General features: G+C 46.4%; 22 protein-coding genes. 4 read left to right on the top strand and 18 right to left on the bottom strand.

Translation table 11 applies throughout. The features are described 5' to 3' along the window. The 5 genes from VK541_RS17795 to VK541_RS17815 all read right to left on the bottom strand — a co-directional run. Nucleotides 1-821, bottom strand: an 821-nt coding sequence (locus VK541_RS17795; protein WP_324371706.1) for a cation:proton antiporter, incomplete at its 3' end; no start/stop codon positions are given. 15 nt (nt 822-836) lie between these two features. After that, nucleotides 837-1,274 carry a hypothetical protein gene (locus VK541_RS17800; RefSeq protein WP_324371707.1) on the bottom strand — a complete coding sequence of 146 codons (438 nt, stop codon included), beginning with the start codon at nt 1,272-1,274 and terminating at the stop codon, nt 837-839. A 4-nt stretch (nt 1,275-1,278) separates the two neighbouring features. Then, the gene (locus VK541_RS17805; protein WP_324371708.1) at nt 1,279-2,697 is read right to left on the bottom strand and encodes a hypothetical protein; all 1,419 of its coding nucleotides are present in this window, start codon (nt 2,695-2,697) and stop codon (nt 1,279-1,281) included. A 9-nt stretch (nt 2,698-2,706) separates the two neighbouring features. Continuing rightward, nucleotides 2,707-3,732: an isoaspartyl peptidase/L-asparaginase gene (locus VK541_RS17810; RefSeq protein ID WP_324371709.1), complete on the bottom strand. Its 1,026-nt coding sequence runs from the start codon at nt 3,730-3,732 to the stop codon at nt 2,707-2,709. 75 nt (nt 3,733-3,807) lie between these two features. After that, on the bottom strand, nt 3,808-4,545 hold the full coding sequence (locus tag VK541_RS17815; protein ID WP_324371710.1) for an outer membrane beta-barrel protein: 738 nt from the start codon (nt 4,543-4,545) through the stop codon (nt 3,808-3,810). Nucleotides 4,546-4,824: 279 nt separating this feature from the next. On the opposite strand from VK541_RS17815, the gene VK541_RS17820 reads away from it, so the two are divergent. The 3 genes from VK541_RS17820 (at nt 4,825) to VK541_RS17830 (ending at nt 8,371) form a co-directional block, all read left to right on the top strand. Further along, complete coding sequence (locus VK541_RS17820) at nt 4,825-6,273, top strand: circularly permuted type 2 ATP-grasp protein (RefSeq protein WP_324371712.1); 1,449 nt, start codon at nt 4,825-4,827, stop codon at nt 6,271-6,273. Between the two features lie 27 nt (nt 6,274-6,300). After that, entirely contained in the window at nt 6,301-7,227 is a 927-nt protein-coding gene (locus VK541_RS17825) for an alpha-E domain-containing protein (RefSeq protein WP_324371713.1), read from the top strand. Between the two features lie 121 nt (nt 7,228-7,348). Then, a complete protein-coding gene (locus tag VK541_RS17830) occupies nt 7,349-8,371 on the top strand; it encodes a transglutaminase family protein (RefSeq protein WP_324371714.1) in 1,023 nt (340 codons plus the stop codon). A gap of 2 nt (nt 8,372-8,373) precedes the next feature. On the opposite strand, the gene VK541_RS17835 is transcribed toward VK541_RS17830, so the two are convergent. The 3 genes from VK541_RS17835 to VK541_RS17845 form a co-directional block, all read right to left on the bottom strand. Beyond that, nucleotides 8,374-9,615 (bottom strand): DUF4185 domain-containing protein, encoded by a 1,242-nt coding sequence (locus VK541_RS17835; protein WP_324371715.1) that lies wholly within the window; start codon nt 9,613-9,615, stop codon nt 8,374-8,376. Between the two features lie 55 nt (nt 9,616-9,670). Then, nucleotides 9,671-10,309 (bottom strand): DUF6266 family protein, encoded by a 639-nt coding sequence (locus VK541_RS17840; protein ID WP_324371716.1) that lies wholly within the window; start codon nt 10,307-10,309, stop codon nt 9,671-9,673. Nucleotides 10,310-10,547: 238 nt separating this feature from the next. After that, nucleotides 10,548-11,546, bottom strand: coding sequence for a Gfo/Idh/MocA family oxidoreductase (locus VK541_RS17845; RefSeq protein ID WP_324371717.1), 999 nt, complete (start codon nt 11,544-11,546; stop codon nt 10,548-10,550). 119 nt (nt 11,547-11,665) lie between these two features. Between VK541_RS17845 and VK541_RS17850 the strand changes: the two genes are divergently transcribed. After that, nucleotides 11,666-12,367, top strand: a complete 702-nt coding sequence (locus VK541_RS17850; RefSeq protein ID WP_324371719.1) for a DUF1080 domain-containing protein — start codon at nt 11,666-11,668, stop codon at nt 12,365-12,367. Between the two features lie 186 nt (nt 12,368-12,553). On the opposite strand, the gene VK541_RS17855 is transcribed toward VK541_RS17850, so the two are convergent. The 10 genes from VK541_RS17855 to VK541_RS17900 all read right to left on the bottom strand — a co-directional run. After that, nucleotides 12,554-12,877: a DUF6686 family protein gene (locus VK541_RS17855; RefSeq protein WP_324371720.1), complete on the bottom strand. Its 324-nt coding sequence runs from the start codon at nt 12,875-12,877 to the stop codon at nt 12,554-12,556. A gap of 38 nt (nt 12,878-12,915) precedes the next feature. After that, nucleotides 12,916-14,238 (bottom strand): S41 family peptidase, encoded by a 1,323-nt coding sequence (locus tag VK541_RS17860; protein ID WP_324371721.1) that lies wholly within the window; start codon nt 14,236-14,238, stop codon nt 12,916-12,918. A 14-nt stretch (nt 14,239-14,252) separates the two neighbouring features. After that, nucleotides 14,253-14,972, bottom strand: a complete 720-nt coding sequence (locus VK541_RS17865; protein ID WP_324371722.1) for an HmuY family protein — start codon at nt 14,970-14,972, stop codon at nt 14,253-14,255. 177 nt (nt 14,973-15,149) lie between these two features. Next, entirely contained in the window at nt 15,150-15,986 is an 837-nt protein-coding gene (locus tag VK541_RS17870; protein WP_324371723.1) for an HmuY family protein, read from the bottom strand. Between the two features lie 171 nt (nt 15,987-16,157). Next, nucleotides 16,158-16,997 carry a hypothetical protein gene (locus VK541_RS17875; RefSeq protein WP_324371724.1) on the bottom strand — a complete coding sequence of 280 codons (840 nt, stop codon included), beginning with the start codon at nt 16,995-16,997 and terminating at the stop codon, nt 16,158-16,160. A gap of 35 nt (nt 16,998-17,032) precedes the next feature. Beyond that, on the bottom strand, nt 17,033-17,848 hold the full coding sequence (locus VK541_RS17880) for an HmuY family protein (RefSeq protein ID WP_324371726.1): 816 nt from the start codon (nt 17,846-17,848) through the stop codon (nt 17,033-17,035). A gap of 139 nt (nt 17,849-17,987) precedes the next feature. Continuing rightward, nucleotides 17,988-18,641: an HmuY family protein gene (locus tag VK541_RS17885; protein WP_324371727.1), complete on the bottom strand. Its 654-nt coding sequence runs from the start codon at nt 18,639-18,641 to the stop codon at nt 17,988-17,990. A gap of 14 nt (nt 18,642-18,655) precedes the next feature. Next, a complete protein-coding gene (locus VK541_RS17890) occupies nt 18,656-19,690 on the bottom strand; it encodes an AraC family transcriptional regulator (RefSeq protein WP_324371728.1) in 1,035 nt (344 codons plus the stop codon). 33 nt (nt 19,691-19,723) lie between these two features. Continuing rightward, entirely contained in the window at nt 19,724-20,287 is a 564-nt protein-coding gene (locus VK541_RS17895; RefSeq protein ID WP_324371729.1) for a biliverdin-producing heme oxygenase, read from the bottom strand. A gap of 46 nt (nt 20,288-20,333) precedes the next feature. Continuing rightward, the coding region (locus VK541_RS17900; protein ID WP_324371730.1) for a TonB-dependent receptor plug domain-containing protein at nt 20,334-21,248 on the bottom strand (915 nt) is incomplete at its 5' end.

Below are 21,248 nucleotides of genomic sequence, written 5' to 3' on the forward strand. Positions count from 1 at the left end.
AAGCCATTGAGCACAAAAGCCACCGCCTCCCATACATTAATTCCCTGCAACCGGCTCCGATAGGACAAAAACTCATGCCGCCGTGCAGAGAGAAAGAGACCGCCGCTTACCACAGCAAGTACTCCCGAAAAATGAAATTCCTCAGCCAGCATATACATCACATAAGGCGTCACAAATGTCAGTACCACATCAATGTTGGTAGAAGTCGGGAGCCAGCGGTGAATGGCATAAAACACCAGCGCTACCGCGATGCCCGTCACAATACCCATCACAATAACGACGACAAAATCAGTCGCCGCTTCACGGAAAACAAAGCTGCCAGTCAGCACAGCAGCCAGCGCAAAACGGAAAACCACCAAACTGGAAGCATCGTTGAGCAAACTTTCCCCTTCAACTATACTGATAAAGCGCCTTGGCACTTTTATATTTTTAAGAATGGCACTTGCCGATACCGCATCCGGGGGTGAAACAATACCGCCCAGTAAAAAGCCCGCTGCCAAAGTAAATCCCGGAATGAGGGCGGAAGAAACAAAAGCAACCACACAGGAAGTAAGGATCACTACGGGGAACGCAAAACTGCTGATCACCCGCCGCCACTTCCAGAAATCTTTCCAGGAGGTATTCCATGCAGCCTCATACAGCAGCGGGGGCAGAATGATCACAAAGATCAGCTCCGGCTGAATCTCAATGCCGCGCAAAAAAGGAACAAAACCCAAAGGCAGGCCCACCAATACCAATAATATCGGATAAGCCACCTTTATCCTCTGCGCCAGCATGACTACAAAAAGGATGATGAAAAGCAGACTGATACATTGGATCACCACATGGTGCATAGGCTAGAGTTTTTCAAATATAAATTTTACATTTTGATAATCAATCGGCACCCTGGGTTTGAAATAGGTCCTTTCCAGATAAATCTCCATAGAACCAACCCCCATGATCAGTTTGTCGCCTTTCTTTAACAAAGCTATCGGAATCCTGTGCAATTGCGCTATCCCCACACGCTGGTATAGATAGTTACCCAGCAGTGTATCGCCTTTTAAATATCCGCTAACCTCACCCGAATCCCTGTATTCACCACCATAACTGATCTCATACAGACCTTTAAACTGGCCGTCGGTCACATTCACCTTAAACACAGCCGTATCCGTCTTATGGATTGCCCGGTACCACATTTTTCTCGTCTTATGGTCCGAGCCACTGGTATCACAGCCAGATAAACAGATGGCAATTGATAAAATCAGGCCTGAATACAAAAATTGAATAGCTTTCATGAAATTATCTGAATGTAATAACTTTCACTTCATTTTCAGCTGAAGCCAATACCCGGATGTGATCAGCATTGGCACTATAAAACTTTGGAAGCAGCAAGGTATTGTCCGCAGTCAGACTGTCATACACCACAGGCGTACCGGCCAACCCTTCATTGCTCACAGACAAACCGATGGTGATCAGACCAGTCCCGCCTGTTTTATATTTTCCCGCCTGATCGTTGTAAATGAGGCAAAGTTTGCTATCCAATATCGCTGAGGCTATACCCTCTTCCGGCTTAGCCTTACTACTGGAATGATCATGCATGGCCATTCCGGCCATCAGATCACGCGCCACCGGAATTTCAAACTTCTTGTTGCCCTCAGCTTTAAACCCCGAAATGTGTATACCTGCCCGCGAACAGCCAACTAAAAAATAGGTATCCTTACCGGACACCAGGTGATCGGCACTTAGTACCGGGACTGGTGTCTCAAAAGTGCTAAACTTAATTCCCTGCCCCGAAGTAATGAAATTCCAGCTGCCTGAAGTCAAGGCATCCATTCCGCCTGTTCCGTCTTTTTTCTGAAAATATCCCGCTATGATCAGCTCTCCCGCCGGGTTGACCGTCGCCCGGTAATTCCCGCATTCATAGTCTATGGTTGCTCCGGCAACAGGCACCGGAACGCACTGATCAGAACCTGCCACACCTTTATAGACCAGCGGAAAATGACGATTTTCCGCAGACCCGGCTGCGATCAGGTATAAATCTCCTTTATCAGAGACTAAAAAGTCAGCGACCGGTAAACCTTGATACCCTGCGGTCTTAGCATATTCATTGCCAACAGAAAATTCACCTGTCTGTGTCATGGTCAGGTTTTCATCCATGAAGAAATACTTGAACCGTTCCGGCTTATTTACCTCATGCGGCAATTGCGCCACCAGTGCGATCTTTTTTTGGTCAGGTGAAGAGGCAATATGCCAGAAGCCGGGATCATCTGCCTTAATGAAGTCAAAATATCCAACCAGCATCCCCTCAGACGTAAGCCCGCCGTTTTTATCTACCGCCTGCATGGCCATCACATTTCTACCGGTCTGTCTGTTGTGACTTTCGACAAAGGCGGTCAGGTTGCTGCCCGCCAGGGCCAGCCCGGCCAGTTTAAAATGATTGTCACCCACCTCGGTAGCCACCCTGATGTTACTGGCAGTGACAATTTCATCCCCATCGTCTGTCATTACAAGGGAATAGATCTTCTCCGTATTTTCAAGCCGGCCGACGAGCATAAAGTCATTCTGCTGATTTGAATACGAAAGAAAATCTATCCCTGGTTTTAGTGCAAACTGTTTAGCGGCACTAACTATGGGGGCATATGAAGCAGGGGCCTTGTCCTGTGCGGCCAGGCGGAGGCTGCCAAATAATATCAATAAAAGAAAGGTAAGTTGTTTCACATGCATATTCTATTTATAAATCAGGAGTTCAACCTCACCGTTCTCGGTAATCGCAGCCCTATACATTCCGGCCGTATTAAATGGCATTGCCATCTCACCCTGAACATTCAAAGCAATCAGCCCACCGTCACCTCCCAGCTGTCCAACTTTATCAATTGCCGTTTGCGCTGCTTTTTGGAGATTTGCTTTTCCGTATTCAATCATTGCCGAAACGTCGTAGGCCACAACATTCCTTATGTAAAATTCGCCCCAGCCCGTACAGGAAACCGCAACGGTTTTGTTGTTGGCATAAGTCCCCGCTCCAATAATCGGTGCGTCGCCAACTCTTCCAAATTTTTTGTTTGTCATTCCACCGGTAGAAGTCCCTGCTGCCAGATTGCCGGCCTTGTCCAAAGCAACTGCTCCTACTGTTCCAAATTTATAATCCTTGTTAATGGTGCCAAGTTTACCTGATTTCTTGTTGCCATGATCCAATATTGCTTTAGTTGAATCTTCTTTCTTTGCTTTTTTCAGGCCTTCCCACCTTTCAGGGGTATAAAAATAATCCGGACTCACGATTTCAACGCCACTGGACTTTGCAAACTTTTCAGCGCCCGGACCCGTCATCATCACATGTTCAGATTTTTCCATGACTGCCCGGGCGGCACTGATCGGATTTTTTATAGTCGTTACACCGGCCACAGATCCTGCCATCAGGTTACTGCCGTCCATAATGGCTGCATCCATTTCATTTTTTCCCTCATTGGTAAAGACAGAACCTTTGCCGGCATTAAAAAGCGGTGAATCTTCCATTACACGAATTGCGGTCTCCACTGCGTCCAGACTTTTCTTTCCATCTTTAATCACAGCATAGCCCGCCTGAAGTGCCTGCGTCAATACCTTACGGTATGCCGCTTCTTTTTCGGCAGTCATGTTCTTTTTTAAAATAGTGCCTGCTCCACCATGGATTACCAGAACATATTTTTTCTGCCGGGCATAATTAGCCTGCCAAGCAAGGATCATTATAACAATAATGATGAACGATCTCCATTTCATAAGGCCCAAACTTAACCAAAGTAGTCATGAAATGCAAAAATCATCGGGGCAACCAACTGACAAATACAGTCCGTGTTAAAACTGCAAACCCAGACCCAGCGACAAGCTAAACATCTTCGTATCCAGGTTGCCTTTGTTAGCCGCTTTGCTTCTGTTAAAAACCGGACTCAGCATATAGCTTCCCCTGAGGTCTCCAAAAGGAAGGATGCTCTTGCCCTTCTTTCCTCCCACTTTAAGCCCCCCGATCACGCTGGTATTAAAAGTCCGCACATGCTGAAGCTGTTCTTTCACATCATCAGGCGCATCATATCCATCCACATCAGGGTACCTTAGCTTTGTCTTTTTATGCACAGCCACAGCCCTCGCTATCCCGCCATACACTTTCAGCCAGGTCTTCGATTCCAGCGGCAGCACATTAAAGTTGAGGGTAACCGGCAGCTCAATATAATCCACATTAAAATTGAAATAATTGTAAGCCTGCTCCTCCCCATTATCACCTATGATCACCACATCATAGTTCTCTTCCCGGTAAGCCATGCCCCTGGCGCTGTACAAAAGTTCCGCACCGACAGATAAACGTGGGCCAATGTCGTAATCCAGGGTGATGCCGCCATAGCCTGCTACTCTGGCGTAGTTATCAAATGTGTCATAGTACCCGGGGATATGGGGATCAAAAGGTTCAACATCCCTGGTGAAAACGGAGCCGGTGACTCCTGCCTTTACACCTACCTTGATGACTTTTTGAAAGGAGATCTGCGCACGGGCAGATAAGCCCATGGCCATAGCCAGGGCAATAAACAGATACTTATTCATAAGATTACATTTGTGTTGTACCTAAATTAAAGAAAAAAAGCTGGATAATAATTTCTACCTTATACCTTTTCGTTCCTGTCACAAAATAGTTATCAATTCAAAGCAATGGTTTTTTCACCTGATGTTAAATCCCGATAACACACAAAAAACTAACAATCACTACAAAAAAATATAAAAATTAAATTTAAACCGATCATTACCACCATTTTCTATAAAATCACATCTATTTATTAAAAAATTACAATAAAATATCTTATTATTAGACATATTTTGTGACATATGAGTGAAATCGACCTGAGTAAATACCAAAATATCTCCAATACATGGGATGAAATGTACATCTCTAACGACAACCTTAGAGAACAGTACCATAAAATCATCAATTACCTGCAAAAAGAGTCAGCAAATGACTTAAACAAGAAGGAAGAATTGGCCAAAAGACTATTTATGAGCCAGGGAATTACCTTTACCGTTTACGATAGTGGCGAAGGAATAGAAAAAATCTTCCCTTTTGATATTATTCCGCGTGTAATTACGTCATCAGAATGGTCTTTCATAGAAAAAGGCATCAAACAACGCCTGAAAGCACTCAATCTTTTCCTGAAAGATGTGTACAGCACACAATTTATCATCAAAGACAAAGTAATTCCCGCATCTTTAATCTATTCCTGCCCCCATTTTCTCCGGGAGATGTACAATTTGAATGTACCGCACGACATTTACATCCACATTGCCGGAATAGACCTGATCCGGGACTACGACGGCACCTTTTATGTACTCGAAGACAACCTGAGAACGCCTTCCGGTGTCAGCTATATGCTGGAGAACCGGGAGATCACCAAGAGGCTGTTCCCCGACCTCATCCCGCAATGCAAAGTGCGCAGCGTAACCGAATACCCCAACATACTCTATAAAAACCTGCTGGCCCTGTCGCCCAGAGCAGTATCCAACCCCACCATCGTGCTGTTAAGCCCAGGAATGTACAACTCGGCCTATTATGAGCACACCACCCTGGCCAGGCTCATGGGCGTCGAGCTTGTAGAAGGACGTGACCTGGTCATCAGCGACCAGAAGGTATTCATGAAAACCACTACCGGATTGCAGCAGGTAGACGTCATCTACAGACGTGTTGACGATGATTTCCTGGACCCGCTGGTGTTCAATCCGCAAAGTGTACTCGGCGTAGCCGGACTCATGAGCGCTTACCGCAAGGGCAACGTAGCCATCATCAACGCCGTTGGCAATGGCGTGGCCGATGATAAAGCCGTCTACAAATACGTCCCTGATATGATCCGGTACTACCTCAACGAAGAACCTTTACTCAAAAACGTGCCCACTTACAGCCTCGGCAATGCGGATGAAAAAGAATACGTATTTGAGAACATCAACAAGATGGTCATCAAAAAAACCAATGGAAGCGGCGGCTACGGCATGCTGATGGGCCATGCAGCCGATCAGCAGGAAATAGACGATTACAAAATCGAAGTACTGAAAGACCCGCGCAATTTCATCGCCCAGCCTACCATCAGCCTCTCTACCGCACCATGTTATATGGACGGAGTATTGCAGCCAAGACGTGTGGCCCTGAGGCCTTTTGCGCTCTACGGACCCGACGGCATATCCATAGTACCCGGCGGGCTGACCCGTGTGGCGCTCAAAGAAGGCTCGCTCGTGGTCAACAGCTCACAGGGCGGCGGCAGTAAAGACACCTGGGTATTATCATCTTAAACCACACCAAGCAAAAAGAAACGCAACATGTTAAGCAGAGTAGCATCAAGTTTATATTGGCTGAGCAGATATGTAGAACGCAGCGACGGGATCCTCCGGATGCTGAAGATCAACTACGCCTCCTCACAAGACACCATACACGAATTTACCTGGGATCCGGTGATCCGCATCTCTTCCGGCGGAAAAGAAGAAGAGATCTCTTCCATGAAGAACGACAGCCGCAAAGTAGTAGAATATCTGCTGTTCAACCGCGACAATCCCAATTCCATCATCAACATCATTACCCTTGCCCGTGAAAACGCCAGAAGCGTGCAGGAACACATCGCCACCGACCTCTGGCAATGCCTGAATGAATATTACCATACCGTAAAAGACCCTAAACTGCTCTGGTACGTCCAGAAAGACGACCCCATTACTGCGCTGGACATCCTCATCAAACAAGTGATGCTTTACTACGGGACTGCCGACAGCACCATGGAACGGGGGGAGATCAGGAGCTTCATGAGCATCGGCAAATACCTCGAGCGCAGCATCCAGTCTATAGACATCCTGGACATCAAGTTCATTTCCGTATCAGACAATCCGGACCTGCTCACCGACACCTCTTACTGGAAGCACCTTTTGCTTTCCCTGGGTGGCTACGAGCTTTATCTGAAGTCTTACAGAGGCGGCTTCAGTGATGAAAACGTGTTGGAGCTGATCATGCTCAACCAGGATTTTCCGCGTTCCGCCAAATATGGGGTACACAACATACAGCGGTATTTTGAGCGGTTAAAAAGCGAAAAGAACATAGAAGACTACAAAAGCCTGTCATTCAACATCGGCAAACTGCACAGTTACATTACCTACAGTTCGGTGTACACCATTAAAGAAGAAGGACTGCACAACTACCTGGTCAAGATCAGGAACGGCCTGTACGGGATCGGAAACCTACTGCAGGAATACTATTTTTAGTAATCCACATCCTATAAAATACCAACAAATGTGATCTTTTACATTAAATTACCATTAATAAATCCAATATTGCTTTAAATCAACTGACCAAAAGCAATAAACTACATATAACTACAGAGATATGCCTGTTTTCAAGATCAAACACATCACCAATTACAGATATGAATCACCGGTACGTGACAGTGCCAACCAGATCATCCTGTTCCCCATTAAAGATGAATATCAACAGGTGATCAAACACGACCTCAACATTTCCGGCACGCCGGATGTAGATATCTTTATCGATTACTATGGTAATGAAATAGGCACTTTCACACAAAAAGAGCCGCATACCCAGCTCAAGATCTATTCAAAGATCTATGTAGAAACCCATGCCAAAGCGCTGCCCCAGGACGACATCTTTATCAACGAGCAGTGGCAGATCCTGAACGACATCAAATATGAAGTACCCTATATCGATTACCTCAAACAGGAGTACTTTCCTGAAGCCGAATCGCTGAAGCAAATCGTTAAAAACCTAAAAGACGCTGACGATACTCCCTATAAAACTGCCGTTAAATTCTGTAGCTATGTTTTCAGGGAATTCACTTATATCAAGGGTGTGACCACGGTAGACTCAACAGTAAGTGAGATACTGGGGCTGAAAGCGGGCGTATGCCAGGATTTCGCACACATCCTGACCACCATGCTGCGCTTTACCCAGATCCCCGCGCGCTACGTAAGCGGGTACATCTGTCCAAACCGTGACGGCATGCGCGGAGAAGGCGCTACCCATGCCTGGGCAGAAGCCTATATCCCGGAATATGGCTGGCTGGGACTGGACCCGACCAACAACTGCATCGCCAATGAAAACCATGTGCGGCTTGCGGTAGGCAGAAACTTTAGTGACTGCTCACCGGTAAAAGGTGTCTTTAAAGGATCTTCAGGCCATATCATGGAAGTTACCGTATCGGTAGGTCATGATGAGGATGACGCATTTGAAACTGACAGCTACATCCAGCCCAAAGAGATCAACTACAGCAAGCCAAACCCAAGCACACCCAACAAGAACAGTTACCAGCGCTATATGGATGCCATCATGCAGCAGCAACAACAACAGCAGCAGCAGCAGCAGCAGCAGCAGCAGCAGCAGGTACAGCAATGATCTTATTCAAATTTAACGCGGATAAATCTTGGCCTGTACAACTGCGGGTCATCCGCAAGATCTTTAAAAAAATCAAAGGAATTGATGTTGTAGCTGATCAGCAGTTCCCCTTTTTTTGAGAGACTGGGATGCGCCTTGGCATTATAGGGAAAATAAGACTTTTTGGTTAGTGATGCAGAGCAGTCCCATAGCCGGATTGGCGGTCCGAAGGGCCCGACAGGGCTCTTACCAATCCGCATGGCAATGTACCTGCTCAGGCCGCCCTCCTGAAAGATCAGCGCATAACTGTTGTCCGGCAAAGCCGAAACGCTCAGTTCATTAGACACCCCGTCTGTTACTGCAGCAGCCTGCTGCATATCAGAGTTCCATTTCAATCCGTCCCAGAACATCCATTTGGCATAATCTTCAAAATCTTTAGGCAATACCCGGGCTACCAGTAATTTTTTGGCTTTACCCCTTACCCCATAAACGTAAACATACTTATCTCCCTTTAGTGCTCCCGCCTTTGCCGTATTTACCAGTATTCCCGCCCCAAAAGAACCCGTTTCGGCCGCTTCAGCACCGGTACCCATTTTGCCAAAATAGAAAGGGCTGTCCTTTTGCTGATAAACCGCATAGGGCTGTTCCTGTTTCCCATCAATCTTTATCAGCGTATTTCCCACCTCTTCAAAACCGAAAGCACCTTCACCCGTCTGTTTTACCCGGTAGCCAAAGATAAAAATGGAATTGTCCAGCGCCTGGTTTACAAAACCATCGCCCAGCCAATAGTAATCCCCGGGTCCTGTTTGCGGAGTTTTAGGAACGAAAACAGACTCCGCATTGTCCTGACCCATATTTTTCCAGTAAAAAGTCATCTGGTCTTTCAGTGGCTCAGTACCCTTCAGTAACGCAGTAGAATTGTGGATCATTTTAGAACCTGGCTGGAGCTTGCCGTCCTTTATCTCCCCGATCATGCTGTCGGAAAATATAAAAAGCGTTTGAGGTGTCTCAGACCCATTGGTCTCCGCGCCGTTCAGCGGAATAGAAAAAATACCGTCACCACCAAACCAGCCATTGGTCCGGGTAAACATCGCTGACCACTCCGGTGCCTCTTCTACCGTAAATTTGAACTGCTTTACCGCTTTATTCGCCTTACTTGGCGCATGGGCCAAAGCCTCTTTGGACTTCGTATCCTGCCCTTTCACCTGGGCAAACGGGTTCAGCAAGAAGAGGCCATAAAACAAAAGGGATAGATACCGGAGCATAGTTTCAGATTTAACGCATATCAAAGTTGAGCGGGACTAATCTAATAAATAATCTTCAACCATTGATCGTGCCCAAATAAATGGTATCAGATGCATGTTCACGGTCACTCGACATAAAAGCCATATACACCTCTATCCTTGCATGCTGCAACTTATTGTCAATAGGCAGAAAATCTTCACCCGCAGTCCGGAGCGCGCCATAGACATCCGCACTAATGTCATGTGATTCAGGGAAGTACGCCAGCATCATGACCTGGTCTTTTCTGTTGGTGTATTCCAGATCTGGCTGGTTCTGCCAGGTAAACCTTAGTTTTCCCTGCAACAGCTCCACCTGTGGCTCAATGGGCTGCATCAAATCTCCCTGTGAGATCATTGCCTTGCTGTAGTCCATCACAATTTCCGGATATTCGCCTGCGGTGGCATTTTTGGTATTGTAAGAAGTAGCCATGTTGTGCGCAGACTTTCTGGCCGCTACTGCCTGGGCTTTAAACCCAAATTCAATAAGCGGCCCAAGGTGTTTTAAGAATTCGATCACCACAGCCATTTTCTGCCGAACAGCCAGTTGTTTGACCGTAGGTTTTTTGTTGGTTTTTCCAATTCTGCGAAATACATTTTTGCCGTTAAGATCATAACTTACCATGTTCTGGATCTTACCTGTGGTCATGCCGAATGGCCCATGTTTTAATATGCCCATAATTTTATATCAGTTAGTTGGGCTAAAGTTAGATATTGTGTTTGATATGGTTATTATATGGCTGGTACATTTTTAAATTTTTATTTAATGCTTACTTATGGTTTGATTAAGTGTTGATTAAGCTATACCTTAATCAACACTTAATCAACACTTACTCAAACCTTAACCAAACCTTAACCAAAATTTAAAAAAGGTTAAAGACATATCAAACACAGATACTACGCACTGAGGTGGCAAATTAACTGGTAAACTGATCGATCAGCCGCATGGAAAGGATGGCTTGTTCTGCGGAGCAGGGATTGTCTGCCTGGTTTAAAAAATAAGCAGTGACCTGCTGGATCATGGGCTGTTCTACATGCGGGATCGGATCAAAAATAAGCTCCTCTTCTATTCCGTTTTTAATGAAAGTAACCTTACTGCCGAATACAGAAAAACGTATTTTCCCATGGCTCCCGACAACTTCGCAGAGATCCGTTTTATCCTCTTCAGAAACTGAAAAGCACCACATTCCGTTAAAAACCACACCATTTTTGAACAGGATCTGGCCGGTCACCAGGTCATCAGCCGTACTGGACTTAGACTGGTTCAGGGCTATGCCCTGCCCTGTTCTGACCTCATTAAAGTTTGGCAGCGCAGCGGGTTCTCCAAAGAAATAAATCATCAGGTCCAGCTGGTGCGGCGCCAGGTCATGAAACAGCCCTCCGCCAGAGATGGCAGGGTCAACACGCCAGTTGGTTTCGGAAGCGGCGATGAGGACCGGGTTGGGCGGCTGCAGCATTTGGAGCTGCGCAAAACGTACGTCGCCTATCGCTTTTTCTGCCAGCAATTGTCTGATCTTTAAAAACATAGGTTGTGCTCTCCGGTAATGGGCAACACTGAGCTTCACCTCGTATTTTTCTGAAGCGGCTTTCATCCTTTCGGCGGCAGCGGCGTTTAAAGACATGGGTTTTTCTACATAAACGGGCTTGCCTGCGGCTAATGCTTTTATCGTGTATTCTTCATGCTGGAGCGGTGGTGTGGCGATGTATATGGCGTTGACTTCAGGGTCATCGATCAGCTGCTGTGCGTCATTGTACCATTTGGGCACACCGTGTCTGCGTGCATAATCTTCTGCCCTGGCGGCATCTCTGCGCATCACGGCAACTAATGATGAATTGGGCACTTTGTTAAAGGCCGGTCCGCTTTTGATTTCGGTCACATCGCCGCAGCCGATGATCCCCCATTTGATTTCGCTCATAAATTAGCTGTTCTAAAAGACAACGGCACTAAACTAGTGGATTTTATGTCATGAAGCAATCTGGATTTTATATATTAGTATTCTTAACCATTTTCAACCCTAAATACCAGCACATTCGTATGAAACTACTTTTTTCCACTCTTGTAATAACCGGGATGCTCTTTGCCGGCACTGTTGATTCTTTTGCTCAGAAGTCGCGCAGCTTGTTTAATGGTAAGGACCTCAAGGGCTGGCATGTGGATGTGCCTGCGATGGACAAGGACGCTAATGCACGGAATCCTTTTATCGTTCGCAATGGTCTGTTGGTGAGCCTGGGTACGCCGGGCGGACATTTGATCACGGATAAGGTTTATAAAAACTATAGAATCGAGGTGCAGTACCGCTTTGCGGGAACACCTGGAAATTGTGGTCTGCTGGTGCATGCTTCTACTTCGAGGGCGCTTTACGACATGTTTCCAAAATCCATTGAGGTCCAGATACAGCATACCAATGCGGGAGATTTTTGGTGCATACAGGAAGACATTGAGGTGCCGGATATGGAAGCGCGCCGGGGTGATAAGGCGCGCTGGGGAGTAAATGGCGATAAGCTGCGTAAAATTGAACGCCTGCAGCAGGAGGTTGAAAATCCTGTTGGCGAGTGGAATAAAATGATTGTGGAGTGTTTGGACGATAAGGTATATGTCTGGGTAAATGATAAGTTTGTAAATAATGGCTTCAATTGTACTGTACAAAGCGGGCAGATCGCCTTGCAGGCGGAAGGTTCGGAAGTGGAGTTCAGGAAAGTGGAGCTGACGCCGATAAAGAAGCTGAGCAAAGATTAAAATTAAAATTCAGTGATCTTTTTTCGGACTGTCTTCCTTAGGCTCACTGAAGGGTGAGCAAAGGAAGTTATGTCTTCTCAAAGACACTGAATTTTATGGAAAGCAGGGGGGTTACTTTTCTTGTCCGATAGCATCTCCCATTTTTTTATCTGTATGAGGACACCATTTCCTTTTAAAGGCCTTGAATTACTCCTCATTCATTAGCGCGTAGATCTCTGACATGTAGATGGCTTCATCAATAGCGGCTTTAAAGACCTCAAATTCTTCGTATTCAAAGGCAAAACTGATGTCGTCATTTGGTGTGTGCAGTACCACCCGTTCTTCCTGGTCCGGAAATGGCAGGCAGTTGTTGTGAAAGGGCATATTGTTTACTACGTTCCTAAACGACATAAAGGCTTCGCAGCTGAAGTTCAACAGCAGGTTGTTGTGCCAGATGTAAAACATTTTACAGCCGACGCAGCTGGTGATCACGGTTTGGTCTTTAGTACTGAGGAGTCTTGTTTTGCACATATGATTGTTGTTTTTTATTCTTGGGTGTTTGTTCCGCTTTAAGGTGCTTCCTGATGTTGTGGTCGCTTCAATTTCAATTGTGTTTTGATCATTTCCGGCTGGGAAAAATGTTTTTCGCCGGTTGAAAATCGAATTACGCTCCTGATTTGCCCGGTTTTGGTCTTCAAAGCCGGTTTTTTGGACGTCAGCTGACTAACCAGAATTAATGTATTGTCCAATACTGCGGCAGGTTCACTGCCCAGTTCTTCTTCCGTCGATGGCAGGTCTACGGGTATCCCTTGAAAATAATCGCCCTCATTTGCTGCGTTCCTGATCTGAAAACTGACTGCATATAGCGTGTATTGGTGTATTTTGACGGCAAATGAACCCAATGGTTTGCCATAGGTCTGGCAGCCGATCAGGGTGACGTCAAAATATGGGTTCAACACATTGATGAGCAGTTCGCTGGCTGATGCGGTTGTGCCATTGACCAGAAAATACAGTTTTTGCAGTGTTTTTAATTGTCCCTCTTTTTTGAACTGGTAAGTGTTTCCGGCTATGGAATAATCAACATCGGCATAAGTGGCCATGCGGCCGTTGAGGAATACGGGCTTGTTGTTTTCGTCGAGATAAGGCTGGTTTTTGAGAATGGGCGCTTTGCCCTGCTGCATTTTTGAATTGAAATGCTGGCTGTACATCACCTTATTGTTCATCGCCGGGCTGGCTATCAAGTTGGCCAGGTATTGTGCGGTTTCCACATAGCCGCCAGAGTTATCCCGCAGATCGACGATTATTGTATTTACAGATGCAGTTGAAAAGGCGTTAAAAGCAGTGTTTAAGGGTTGTGTCAGTTCGTTCAGGTGGGCAAATTGTGTCAGTCTGAGGTAGCCGGTATTGCCGGATGTCAGGGCAGTAAGTATAGCGTGATTTGGAGTTGCGGTGACGGACTGGCCTTGAGCATTGGCGGTCCTGTCCTGAACGCCCGCAGCCTGAAAACCATTGGCATCTGTCCCCTGTTCAATATAACTATATTTGAGCAGGCCCGGCAGATTGGTCTTTTCATAGGGCATACCCGTTTGCGGGTTCTTTGGTGTGGAAGCCAGGTCAAACAGTTCTTTTTTTAAATTCAGCAGGTCAGATGATACTTCTGTATATTTACGGGGATTAAAAGCATCGTAGTCCGGAAGGACATCACCCCATAAATAGGTGTGTTTGGTATAGAGGTACAGGGAATCCAGCGTCAGTTCCTGACGGGTCCCCGTAGCAGGAGATTCGGGTTGTTCCTGCTCTGGTAAATTGGTTTTCCTGCATGCAGCAATGCTGCTGACCGTAATGGTCAACAGCAGGCACATCAAATAGGGATGATTAACTGTTTTCTTCATCAATACAACAATGGTTATTTGGTTTTTACATCGGTACTTCCTGCTTTGGCTACGAAATAACGGAAGCTGAGGAAGCCTTTTTCTGATGAGGGGCTGAGTTTGTCAACGTCTTCCTTATAAATATTAATGTACTGGAATTTGACATACCTGCCGTCATTGAGTTTAATGATAAAAGTGCGGTTAGGGTCTGGTTTCAAGAAAGTAAAATCGCCCAGTTCATCATATTGTTCTTTTGCCCAGTAAGCAGGCACCTGTTCATATGGCAGGTCATGATAACTGTAGGCACCTATACCGGTCGAATGAGGACCTGCAAAATCAAGTGCTGCCGGGTCGACGGTATTTACTTCATCGAAATTCCTGAGCAGTCCGCTGGTCCTTACATCTGACCCATTTCCTGTCCAGGGTGCGTTAAGAACAGTGCTGTTATTCGTAATTGCTACCGAATTAAATCCTCTGATCACTATGTGCCAGTCCTTACTATTGGCCTTATCCTCTGCCAGGAACTTGTTTTCATCGAAGCTGAAGTAGTCATTTTTCAGGCTGTTTTTCCGGGTCATATCGATGGGGTACTTGCTGACCTGTACTAGCCCACTGCGATATTTTTTGATGTGTTCTGATAACTGTACAAACTCAGGCCCCTGATCCTCTGGTTCAGGTTCGGTTTTGTCTTTCTTGCATGCGCTGAAGCTCATCGCCGCGATGATTAAAAAAAGTGTGGTAATTTTTAATTTCATGATATTGGGTTTAATGTTCTGGATATTAAGGGTGCCCAAAAAGTTATATTTTGCTATTTGATTTATGCCTCACGTCATCCTGAATTTCTTTTGCTTCGCAGCTACTTCGTGGTCAGGATCCCGTTTAAGCAAGGTTTTAATAGCCGTACCATTTTGGACACCCGATTAATTGAATTATTATATCAGTTTTTTGTACTCAAACGTCAGGTAGCTGAAGTTGTTGGGAAATGGTGTACCTGTTGGGGTATCGTTGTTGTACACGCTTTTAATGTGTACGGCATAAGTATCGCCATCAGTATCTCTCACCAAAATGGTCAGGTCTGTGGTAGCAATGACCTGGTGGTTGCCAAAATAATAGTTCCACCAGCCTACAATGGTATGTCCAGAGGCTGCTGCCAGGTAATCTGGCGCAGACAAAGGAGCAGTCCAGATGGTGCGGTTGTGTCCGAATGTGGTACCCGCTGTAGTACCTGCTGTCCAGGCGCTGGATGCTGAGCGTGCGGTTGCAGTTGCAAAGTTTTCATTCAGGAACTTAACAGATACGCCTGCATTTTTCTTGATATCCGCATTGCCGGTACCGGAAAACGAGATGTCCCAGTCGGTAGAAACGTCAGGAGGAGTTGTTGAGCTGGTTCCCGGAATGTTGTCATTCAGACCAAAATCGAAGAAATAAAAACCATTGGCCGCATGTGGATTGGAAGGATTGTAGATACTTTGTGCGACATAATAATTGGTCACCGTATAGACATTACCAGATGCGCTCTGGGCTACTGTCCCTGAGGTTACACTGGTCAGTGCCAGTGCTGCCCCGCCCGGTGTTGGCGCCAGTGCTTTGGCAGATTTCAGTTTAAGCTCTGGTGCTGCTGCTTCATCGCTGTCTTTTTTACAGGAAGTCAACACAGAACTGGCGGCTATGAGCGCCAGCAGGCCGAACATGCTGATTTTTTTACTAAATTTACTGCCTGATAGCAGCGGATTGCTTTGGCGTACTACGCCTGATTGGGGATTGTTCATCTTAAAAGAATAATTTTAGGATTAATGATTATTGATTTGAAGCAATACCACCCTGGTATCACAGGCCATAAGTTGGGGTAGTCAATTCTCCGAAAATTGATTATCCTGCCTTGTTGGCGATCCGGCTTCTGCAAAGCCTGTCTTAAACCCGGGCCCTGGGTCTAAAATGTCTTATCTGGTTTTCAATACCCTGCTGTTTGGTATTTCCTGCATGTAGTATTTGAAATTGTAAAACGGTGCTTCGTATTCGTACTTGTCTGTCACCGTTTGCGGGTTCGTACGGTACAGGTTCATCAGCTGGAATTTGACATACTTTCCGTTCAGCAGGCGAAATACAATGGTCCGGTCGTAAGGATGCAGGATATGGTCTGTCAGCCTGTACCTGCCCCATCCATCAACTGTAGCATGGTCATCCATCTCGATCTCGACAGAATTGCGGACCATGTCCTGGTTCAGCGCTTCGTCCAGTTCATCAAAGCTGGTACGGTATACCCGCAGTTTACCCTGATCTCCGGTAGCGCCTGTCTTGTTGGGCAGAATGTAGGCGGTATAGATGTCGTAGAACTTGATGTCCCATGCTACTCCCGCCCCTGCCTGTGCCTCTGTGATATTGAACCTTTTTTCAAAGTTGAACAGGAAGGGCTTAAAGCCTGCGGCGCCTTCTGCAGCGTTCCCGGGAATTCCGGGCCAGTCCACTACATAGACGACCTTAAATTTTTCGTCATAATACATATAGCCCTTACCTTGTTTAGTTTCGGAATTGGCCTTATCGTATATCAGTTTACCACCCGCATCTTTGTAGGGTACCACTTTACTAAAGGTGTACGAAGTGTCTTTGATCCTGACTGCGCGGGCCGGCACCCAATTGGTTCCGGCAATCTTTGCCGTATCGGGGACATCCGGGGTTTCCGGGGTTTCGGTGTCCCTGGAGCAGGAAAACAGTGCAAGACAGCCGGCAGTGACGATGAGCATAGTTTTTCTGCTGAACTTAATGAATAAATTATCTTTCATTTCTTCTTTGTTTGATAGGTTGTTATTAGAACTGATCATTTGGTAAAGTCTTTAGTTCCGTCTTTCAGTATGGTATATTTAAAGGTGATGTAGGGTGCTTCTGACTCCAGTGTCGGACTGAGGGGACTGTCTTTGTAGAAGCTGTAAATGATGAGTTTGGTGTAATTGCCTTTGGCTGTTTTGATGATGATGGTCCTGGGCAGGTTGTACACAATGTGCGCCCTGGTCTTATCACCAGGAAACATGGCGCCGTAAAAATCATAGAATGCATATCCCGCACCGCTGCCCAGGAAGTAGTCCAGGGTGAGGTATCCTTTGGAAATGAGCTGATTGTCTGCAATGGTTATTGTTTTTACATTGCTGTAAGCTTCATCCAGCAGGGACTGATCTATCGGAACCTGCTTTGGCTGCAGCTTTTCCCCGTCATAGTATTTGGCTTCTACTGACGGGTCGATGACCAGATGTAAGCCCCCTCTTGCCGGGCTGCCATATCCAGGCGCTTTATTTCCATTCTCAAAGATCGCTTCACCGTTATTGGCCCAGATGCTGCTGTTGTAGATGCTGGTAAAAGCGATGTCCCATTTGTCGGTTGCCGCATATTCAGCGGGAATGGCCCGCCCGTCTTCCAAACTGTAAAATACAGGTTTGAAATTGCCGTCTCCTGTGGTCATTTTAGCTTCAGTATCTCCTTTAAGTGTTACGGTATATTCCCCGCTTTTGGTAACTGTAACCAGTGGCAGTTCAGGAAGCTGCTTTTCAGGTACTGGCACTTCCCCTTCTTTGGAACAACCTGCTGCAAGCACTGCTACGGAGATGAGCAAGACAGTGATATGGCTTTTTATGGGTCTCATGAGATTGGTATAGTTATTTAGAATCATTTTAAATAATAGCAAATATGACAACAATCCTCCAGAGTAAGGCGAATAATCTCTTACCATTTCGGGATAAAAACTTACGTTTATGGGATTTTATATCCTGTGATCTGATGGCTTACTGAGTGTTCAGGTTGCCGCTGCCGTCTTCCTGCAGGTAATACCTGAAAGTGAAATAAGGCGCAGGCCAGTTGAGATCGCTCACTGTAGCGGGTGCGCCTTTGTACATGCTGACCATTTCTATTTTGGCATATTTTCCTTCTGCCGTCCTCAGCAAGAATGTCCGGTTTTTGACAGGCACAGCAATATGGGTTTTGAGGTCATAAAAGAACCAGCCGATCCCGTTTCCGGAATCCCAGCCAATGCCAGATATGCCGCTGGCCGAAAATTCTGCGGCTGAAGGTGCCAGGGTCACCTGATCGTAAGGTTTTTCAACGATCAGAAAACTGCCTGTACCGGTTCCGCCATAACCCGGTGTGCCGGGTGTACTACCGTTGTTGGCCACCAGCAGGGAATTGTATTCTTTGGTAAATGCGATGTCCCATTCGCTGGTCTTCACTTTAGACGGGTCTGCTTTGGCCCCTGTTTTCAAGCTTAAATAAAAGGGTGTGAACTCATTCCCGCTGCCTACCGTATTGCCCACGTCGCCGGGCAGGTCTTTGATCACGGTGCTTTTGGTGTCCTGCAGCTCGGGCTTTATTTCTTTTTTTGTACAGCTGCACAGCAGGGTGATGGCGGTCATCAGGAGCAGAACAGATTTGATATTCTTCATGGCTTCTTGTTTATTTAACTTAATGTGGGTTCTTCATCAGATTTGATCTCGCTGGGCAAAATGCCGAAGTAACGTTTAAAAGCGTCGGTTAGGTGGCTTTGGTGGTTAAAACCTACTGCAGCGGCTACCTGACCGATACTTTTCTTTTCCTCAAGAATAAGCCGCCGGGCTTCTTCCATTCTGAGCCGGGTCACATAGCCGTAAATGGTGGTGCCAAAGTATTCTTTAAAACCACGTTTGAGTTTAAATTCATTGAGCATAGTCTTTTTGGCCAGTTCGATAATGGTTGGCGGATAGGTATACTCTGCATCCAGGATATCCCGGGCATGTTCCAGTTTTTTAAGATCGTCGGCTTTGATCAGGTATTTGTCTACTTCGGCCATTCCGGATTGCATCTGCTCGAGCTGCAGCATCAGGAGTTCCAGGATCCTGGATTCGGTATGCAGTCTTTTGAGCTCGCCGCTCCGTTTGCATTCGCAGATGTCATTGATCACCCGTTTCATTTCGGTAGTGACGGGCAGATCCCTGGCGGCATAAGACGTATACCTGCCTTTCAGGATCTCTCTTACAAAATCGCTGTGCAGTAAGGAATGCTGATCGATCAGGTGAAAATAATATTGCTTGGAAAGCACCAGCAGAAAGTATTTGTACTCGATATCGGGCATCATCGGGTACTTGCCTTTTATAGATGGGATGTAGCGGATGTTGTGCCTGCTGCCTGTCCGGCGTGCAGACAGCTCCGCCGATTTGCCTGCAGACTTGTCTGCAGGTTTCCCGGCAGTGGGGTTGGTTCCATAAAATATAAACTGCGAGGTGATGGCCTCGCCTTCTATTTCAGAGAGAACTTTTACATTTTCAGAGAATTGCATGGTGGAATGCACCAGGAACAGACCGCCTGCACTCAACTGGTAATTGACCAGTTTCTGTGCGGGCAGGCTCTTGATGTTGATGTTCTTCTCTGAAAGCGGGGTATTGGGCGAATACAGTTCAGGAATTTCTTCGATGAACAGCCAGTCGTCTGATCCTTCTATTTTTGATTTGATCTTCATGGGGATGTTTTTATAAGACAGATGCCGCAGGGGTTAACCAGTTACAGTGACCCCGCCAAACACTTCCCCAAAATTTGAGAAGGTTTCATTTGCCGCTTTAATGGCCAGTATTTGCTGCTTGTTATTTTCGGCCTGTGCATTCAGCACGGCAATGAACTTCCCCCACATTTGTCCTGTAGCTTCTCCGTAACCGGAAAAGAAGGAAATTCCCTTGGTCACGCCATATTTGGCGAGCATCTGTACGATGATGCTTCCGCCCATGATGGAGCCCTCCATTACATAAAGCGCGCCCAATGCCTCTGCTACACTGCTGATCTGCGGAATGGTTACGGCAGGCAGTTCGCTGGTATCAGTGCCCAGTTCTTCGATGTCCGCCTTCAGATAACCAGAGTGACGGCGATCTGCGTAGTCAGGCAGTACAGCCGTGGTGATGTAGGGTTTTATCGCTTGTTCGACAGCGTTGAAATACGCATAAAAGTGTTTCAGTACGTCGGCATAATCGGCATTGCTGCGAATCGATTTCAGTTTCAGTACTACTTTTTTCTCTAATTGCTGGTGGGCCTCTTTGGTGGCCTCTTTGATGTTTGTACTTAGCATAAGCTGATATTTAATTTTAAAGGGTTGTTTCTGTTGTTGATCATGTTTAATGGTCTTTGAAAAAGCGCCAGCTGATGCCGCCCAATACTGCCCTGCCCTGCTGCGCAGGCATGAGCTGGTCCCGGTAATTCATCAGGTTATCGGCGGTAAGCTGCAATTGCAGGTGCTTGTTGTACAGTGTTTTTTGAACGGCGATATTGAACAGGAAATAAGCGGGCACGAACTTATCCCAGGTGTCTAAAAAATTATTGGCCCTGTTGTCTTCCATAAAGCCATACCTGCTCCTGTAGTTTACCCGGAAAGAACCGGTTAAACCGGTCTTTTCGTGGGCATAGCTGAGCTTGATATTGGCCATGTGGCGAGAGCGGTTGTTCATGCCCAGGTAATCACTGTGTGCAGACCTGCGCTGTTCATTTTTGTCCAGGTCATATACGTTTTCATATAGGCCGGTACCATTCTTTATCGAGTCAAGAATGCCTTTGTCGACTGCATAAAGCAATTGGTAACCGGCCGAGAGGCTGACTGATCTGCTGGCTTTCCAGTTCAGTCCGATTTCTGCGCCCATGGTATAGGCTTTGGCGATGTTCATGTAGGAATAGACCTGCTGCCCGCTGGTCTTGATGGCTACCTGTTCATAGTTGATGAAATTCTTCATGTCGTTGTAAAATACATTGACATCGATATTTATGGTGCTGAAGGGCTGATAGTTGAAACCACCGCTGTAGGAGACAGAACGCTCGGGCCTGAGGCTGCCCACACGCTGTGCTGCCGGAAAGATGCTCATGATCTGGCCGGCATCCTGCAAGGATTTGATTTCCCGCCAGAACTCTTCCGCACCAAATACCGAATAGCCGGTTTGGATGTTGGTAAAGATCATGTACAGCTGCTGGAAATTGGGGGTTTTGAAGCCTGTGCCCACAGCTGCTTTAAAGGTCAGGTTTTCTAATGCATCATAGCGAAG

The sequence above is a fragment of the Pedobacter sp. genome (genome assembly GCF_035317785.1).
Classification (GTDB): Bacteria; Bacteroidota; Bacteroidia; order Sphingobacteriales; family Sphingobacteriaceae; genus Pedobacter.

What these genes read in the sequence shown, in the direction of transcription:
- VK541_RS17885 (WP_324371727.1), bottom strand. Translation starts at nt 18,641, where the DNA reads ATGAAGAATATCAAATCTGTTCTGCTCCTGATGACCGCCATCACCCTG.
- VK541_RS17860 (WP_324371721.1), bottom strand. Translation starts at nt 14,238, where the DNA reads ATGAAGAAAACAGTTAATCATCCCTATTTGATGTGCCTGCTGTTGACC.
- VK541_RS17825 (WP_324371713.1), top strand. Translation starts at nt 6,301, where the DNA reads ATGTTAAGCAGAGTAGCATCAAGTTTATATTGGCTGAGCAGATATGTA.
- VK541_RS17820 (WP_324371712.1), top strand. Translation starts at nt 4,825, where the DNA reads ATGAGTGAAATCGACCTGAGTAAATACCAAAATATCTCCAATACATGG.
- VK541_RS17880 (WP_324371726.1), bottom strand. Translation starts at nt 17,848, where the DNA reads ATGAGACCCATAAAAAGCCATATCACTGTCTTGCTCATCTCCGTAGCA.
- VK541_RS17845 (WP_324371717.1), bottom strand. Translation starts at nt 11,546, where the DNA reads ATGAGCGAAATCAAATGGGGGATCATCGGCTGCGGCGATGTGACCGAA.
- VK541_RS17875 (WP_324371724.1), bottom strand. Translation starts at nt 16,997, where the DNA reads ATGAAAGATAATTTATTCATTAAGTTCAGCAGAAAAACTATGCTCATC.
- VK541_RS17855 (WP_324371720.1), bottom strand. Translation starts at nt 12,877, where the DNA reads ATGTGCAAAACAAGACTCCTCAGTACTAAAGACCAAACCGTGATCACC.
- VK541_RS17870 (WP_324371723.1), bottom strand. Translation starts at nt 15,986, where the DNA reads ATGAACAATCCCCAATCAGGCGTAGTACGCCAAAGCAATCCGCTGCTA.
- VK541_RS17800 (WP_324371707.1), bottom strand. Translation starts at nt 1,274, where the DNA reads ATGAAAGCTATTCAATTTTTGTATTCAGGCCTGATTTTATCAATTGCC.
- VK541_RS17865 (WP_324371722.1), bottom strand. Translation starts at nt 14,972, where the DNA reads ATGAAATTAAAAATTACCACACTTTTTTTAATCATCGCGGCGATGAGC.
- VK541_RS17850 (WP_324371719.1), top strand. Translation starts at nt 11,666, where the DNA reads ATGAAACTACTTTTTTCCACTCTTGTAATAACCGGGATGCTCTTTGCC.
- VK541_RS17895 (WP_324371729.1), bottom strand. Translation starts at nt 20,287, where the DNA reads ATGCTAAGTACAAACATCAAAGAGGCCACCAAAGAGGCCCACCAGCAA.
- VK541_RS17810 (WP_324371709.1), bottom strand. Translation starts at nt 3,732, where the DNA reads ATGAAATGGAGATCGTTCATCATTATTGTTATAATGATCCTTGCTTGG.
- VK541_RS17840 (WP_324371716.1), bottom strand. Translation starts at nt 10,309, where the DNA reads ATGGGCATATTAAAACATGGGCCATTCGGCATGACCACAGGTAAGATC.
- VK541_RS17835 (WP_324371715.1), bottom strand. Translation starts at nt 9,615, where the DNA reads ATGCTCCGGTATCTATCCCTTTTGTTTTATGGCCTCTTCTTGCTGAAC.
- VK541_RS17830 (WP_324371714.1), top strand. Translation starts at nt 7,349, where the DNA reads ATGCCTGTTTTCAAGATCAAACACATCACCAATTACAGATATGAATCA.
- VK541_RS17815 (WP_324371710.1), bottom strand. Translation starts at nt 4,545, where the DNA reads ATGAATAAGTATCTGTTTATTGCCCTGGCTATGGCCATGGGCTTATCT.
- VK541_RS17890 (WP_324371728.1), bottom strand. Translation starts at nt 19,690, where the DNA reads ATGAAGATCAAATCAAAAATAGAAGGATCAGACGACTGGCTGTTCATC.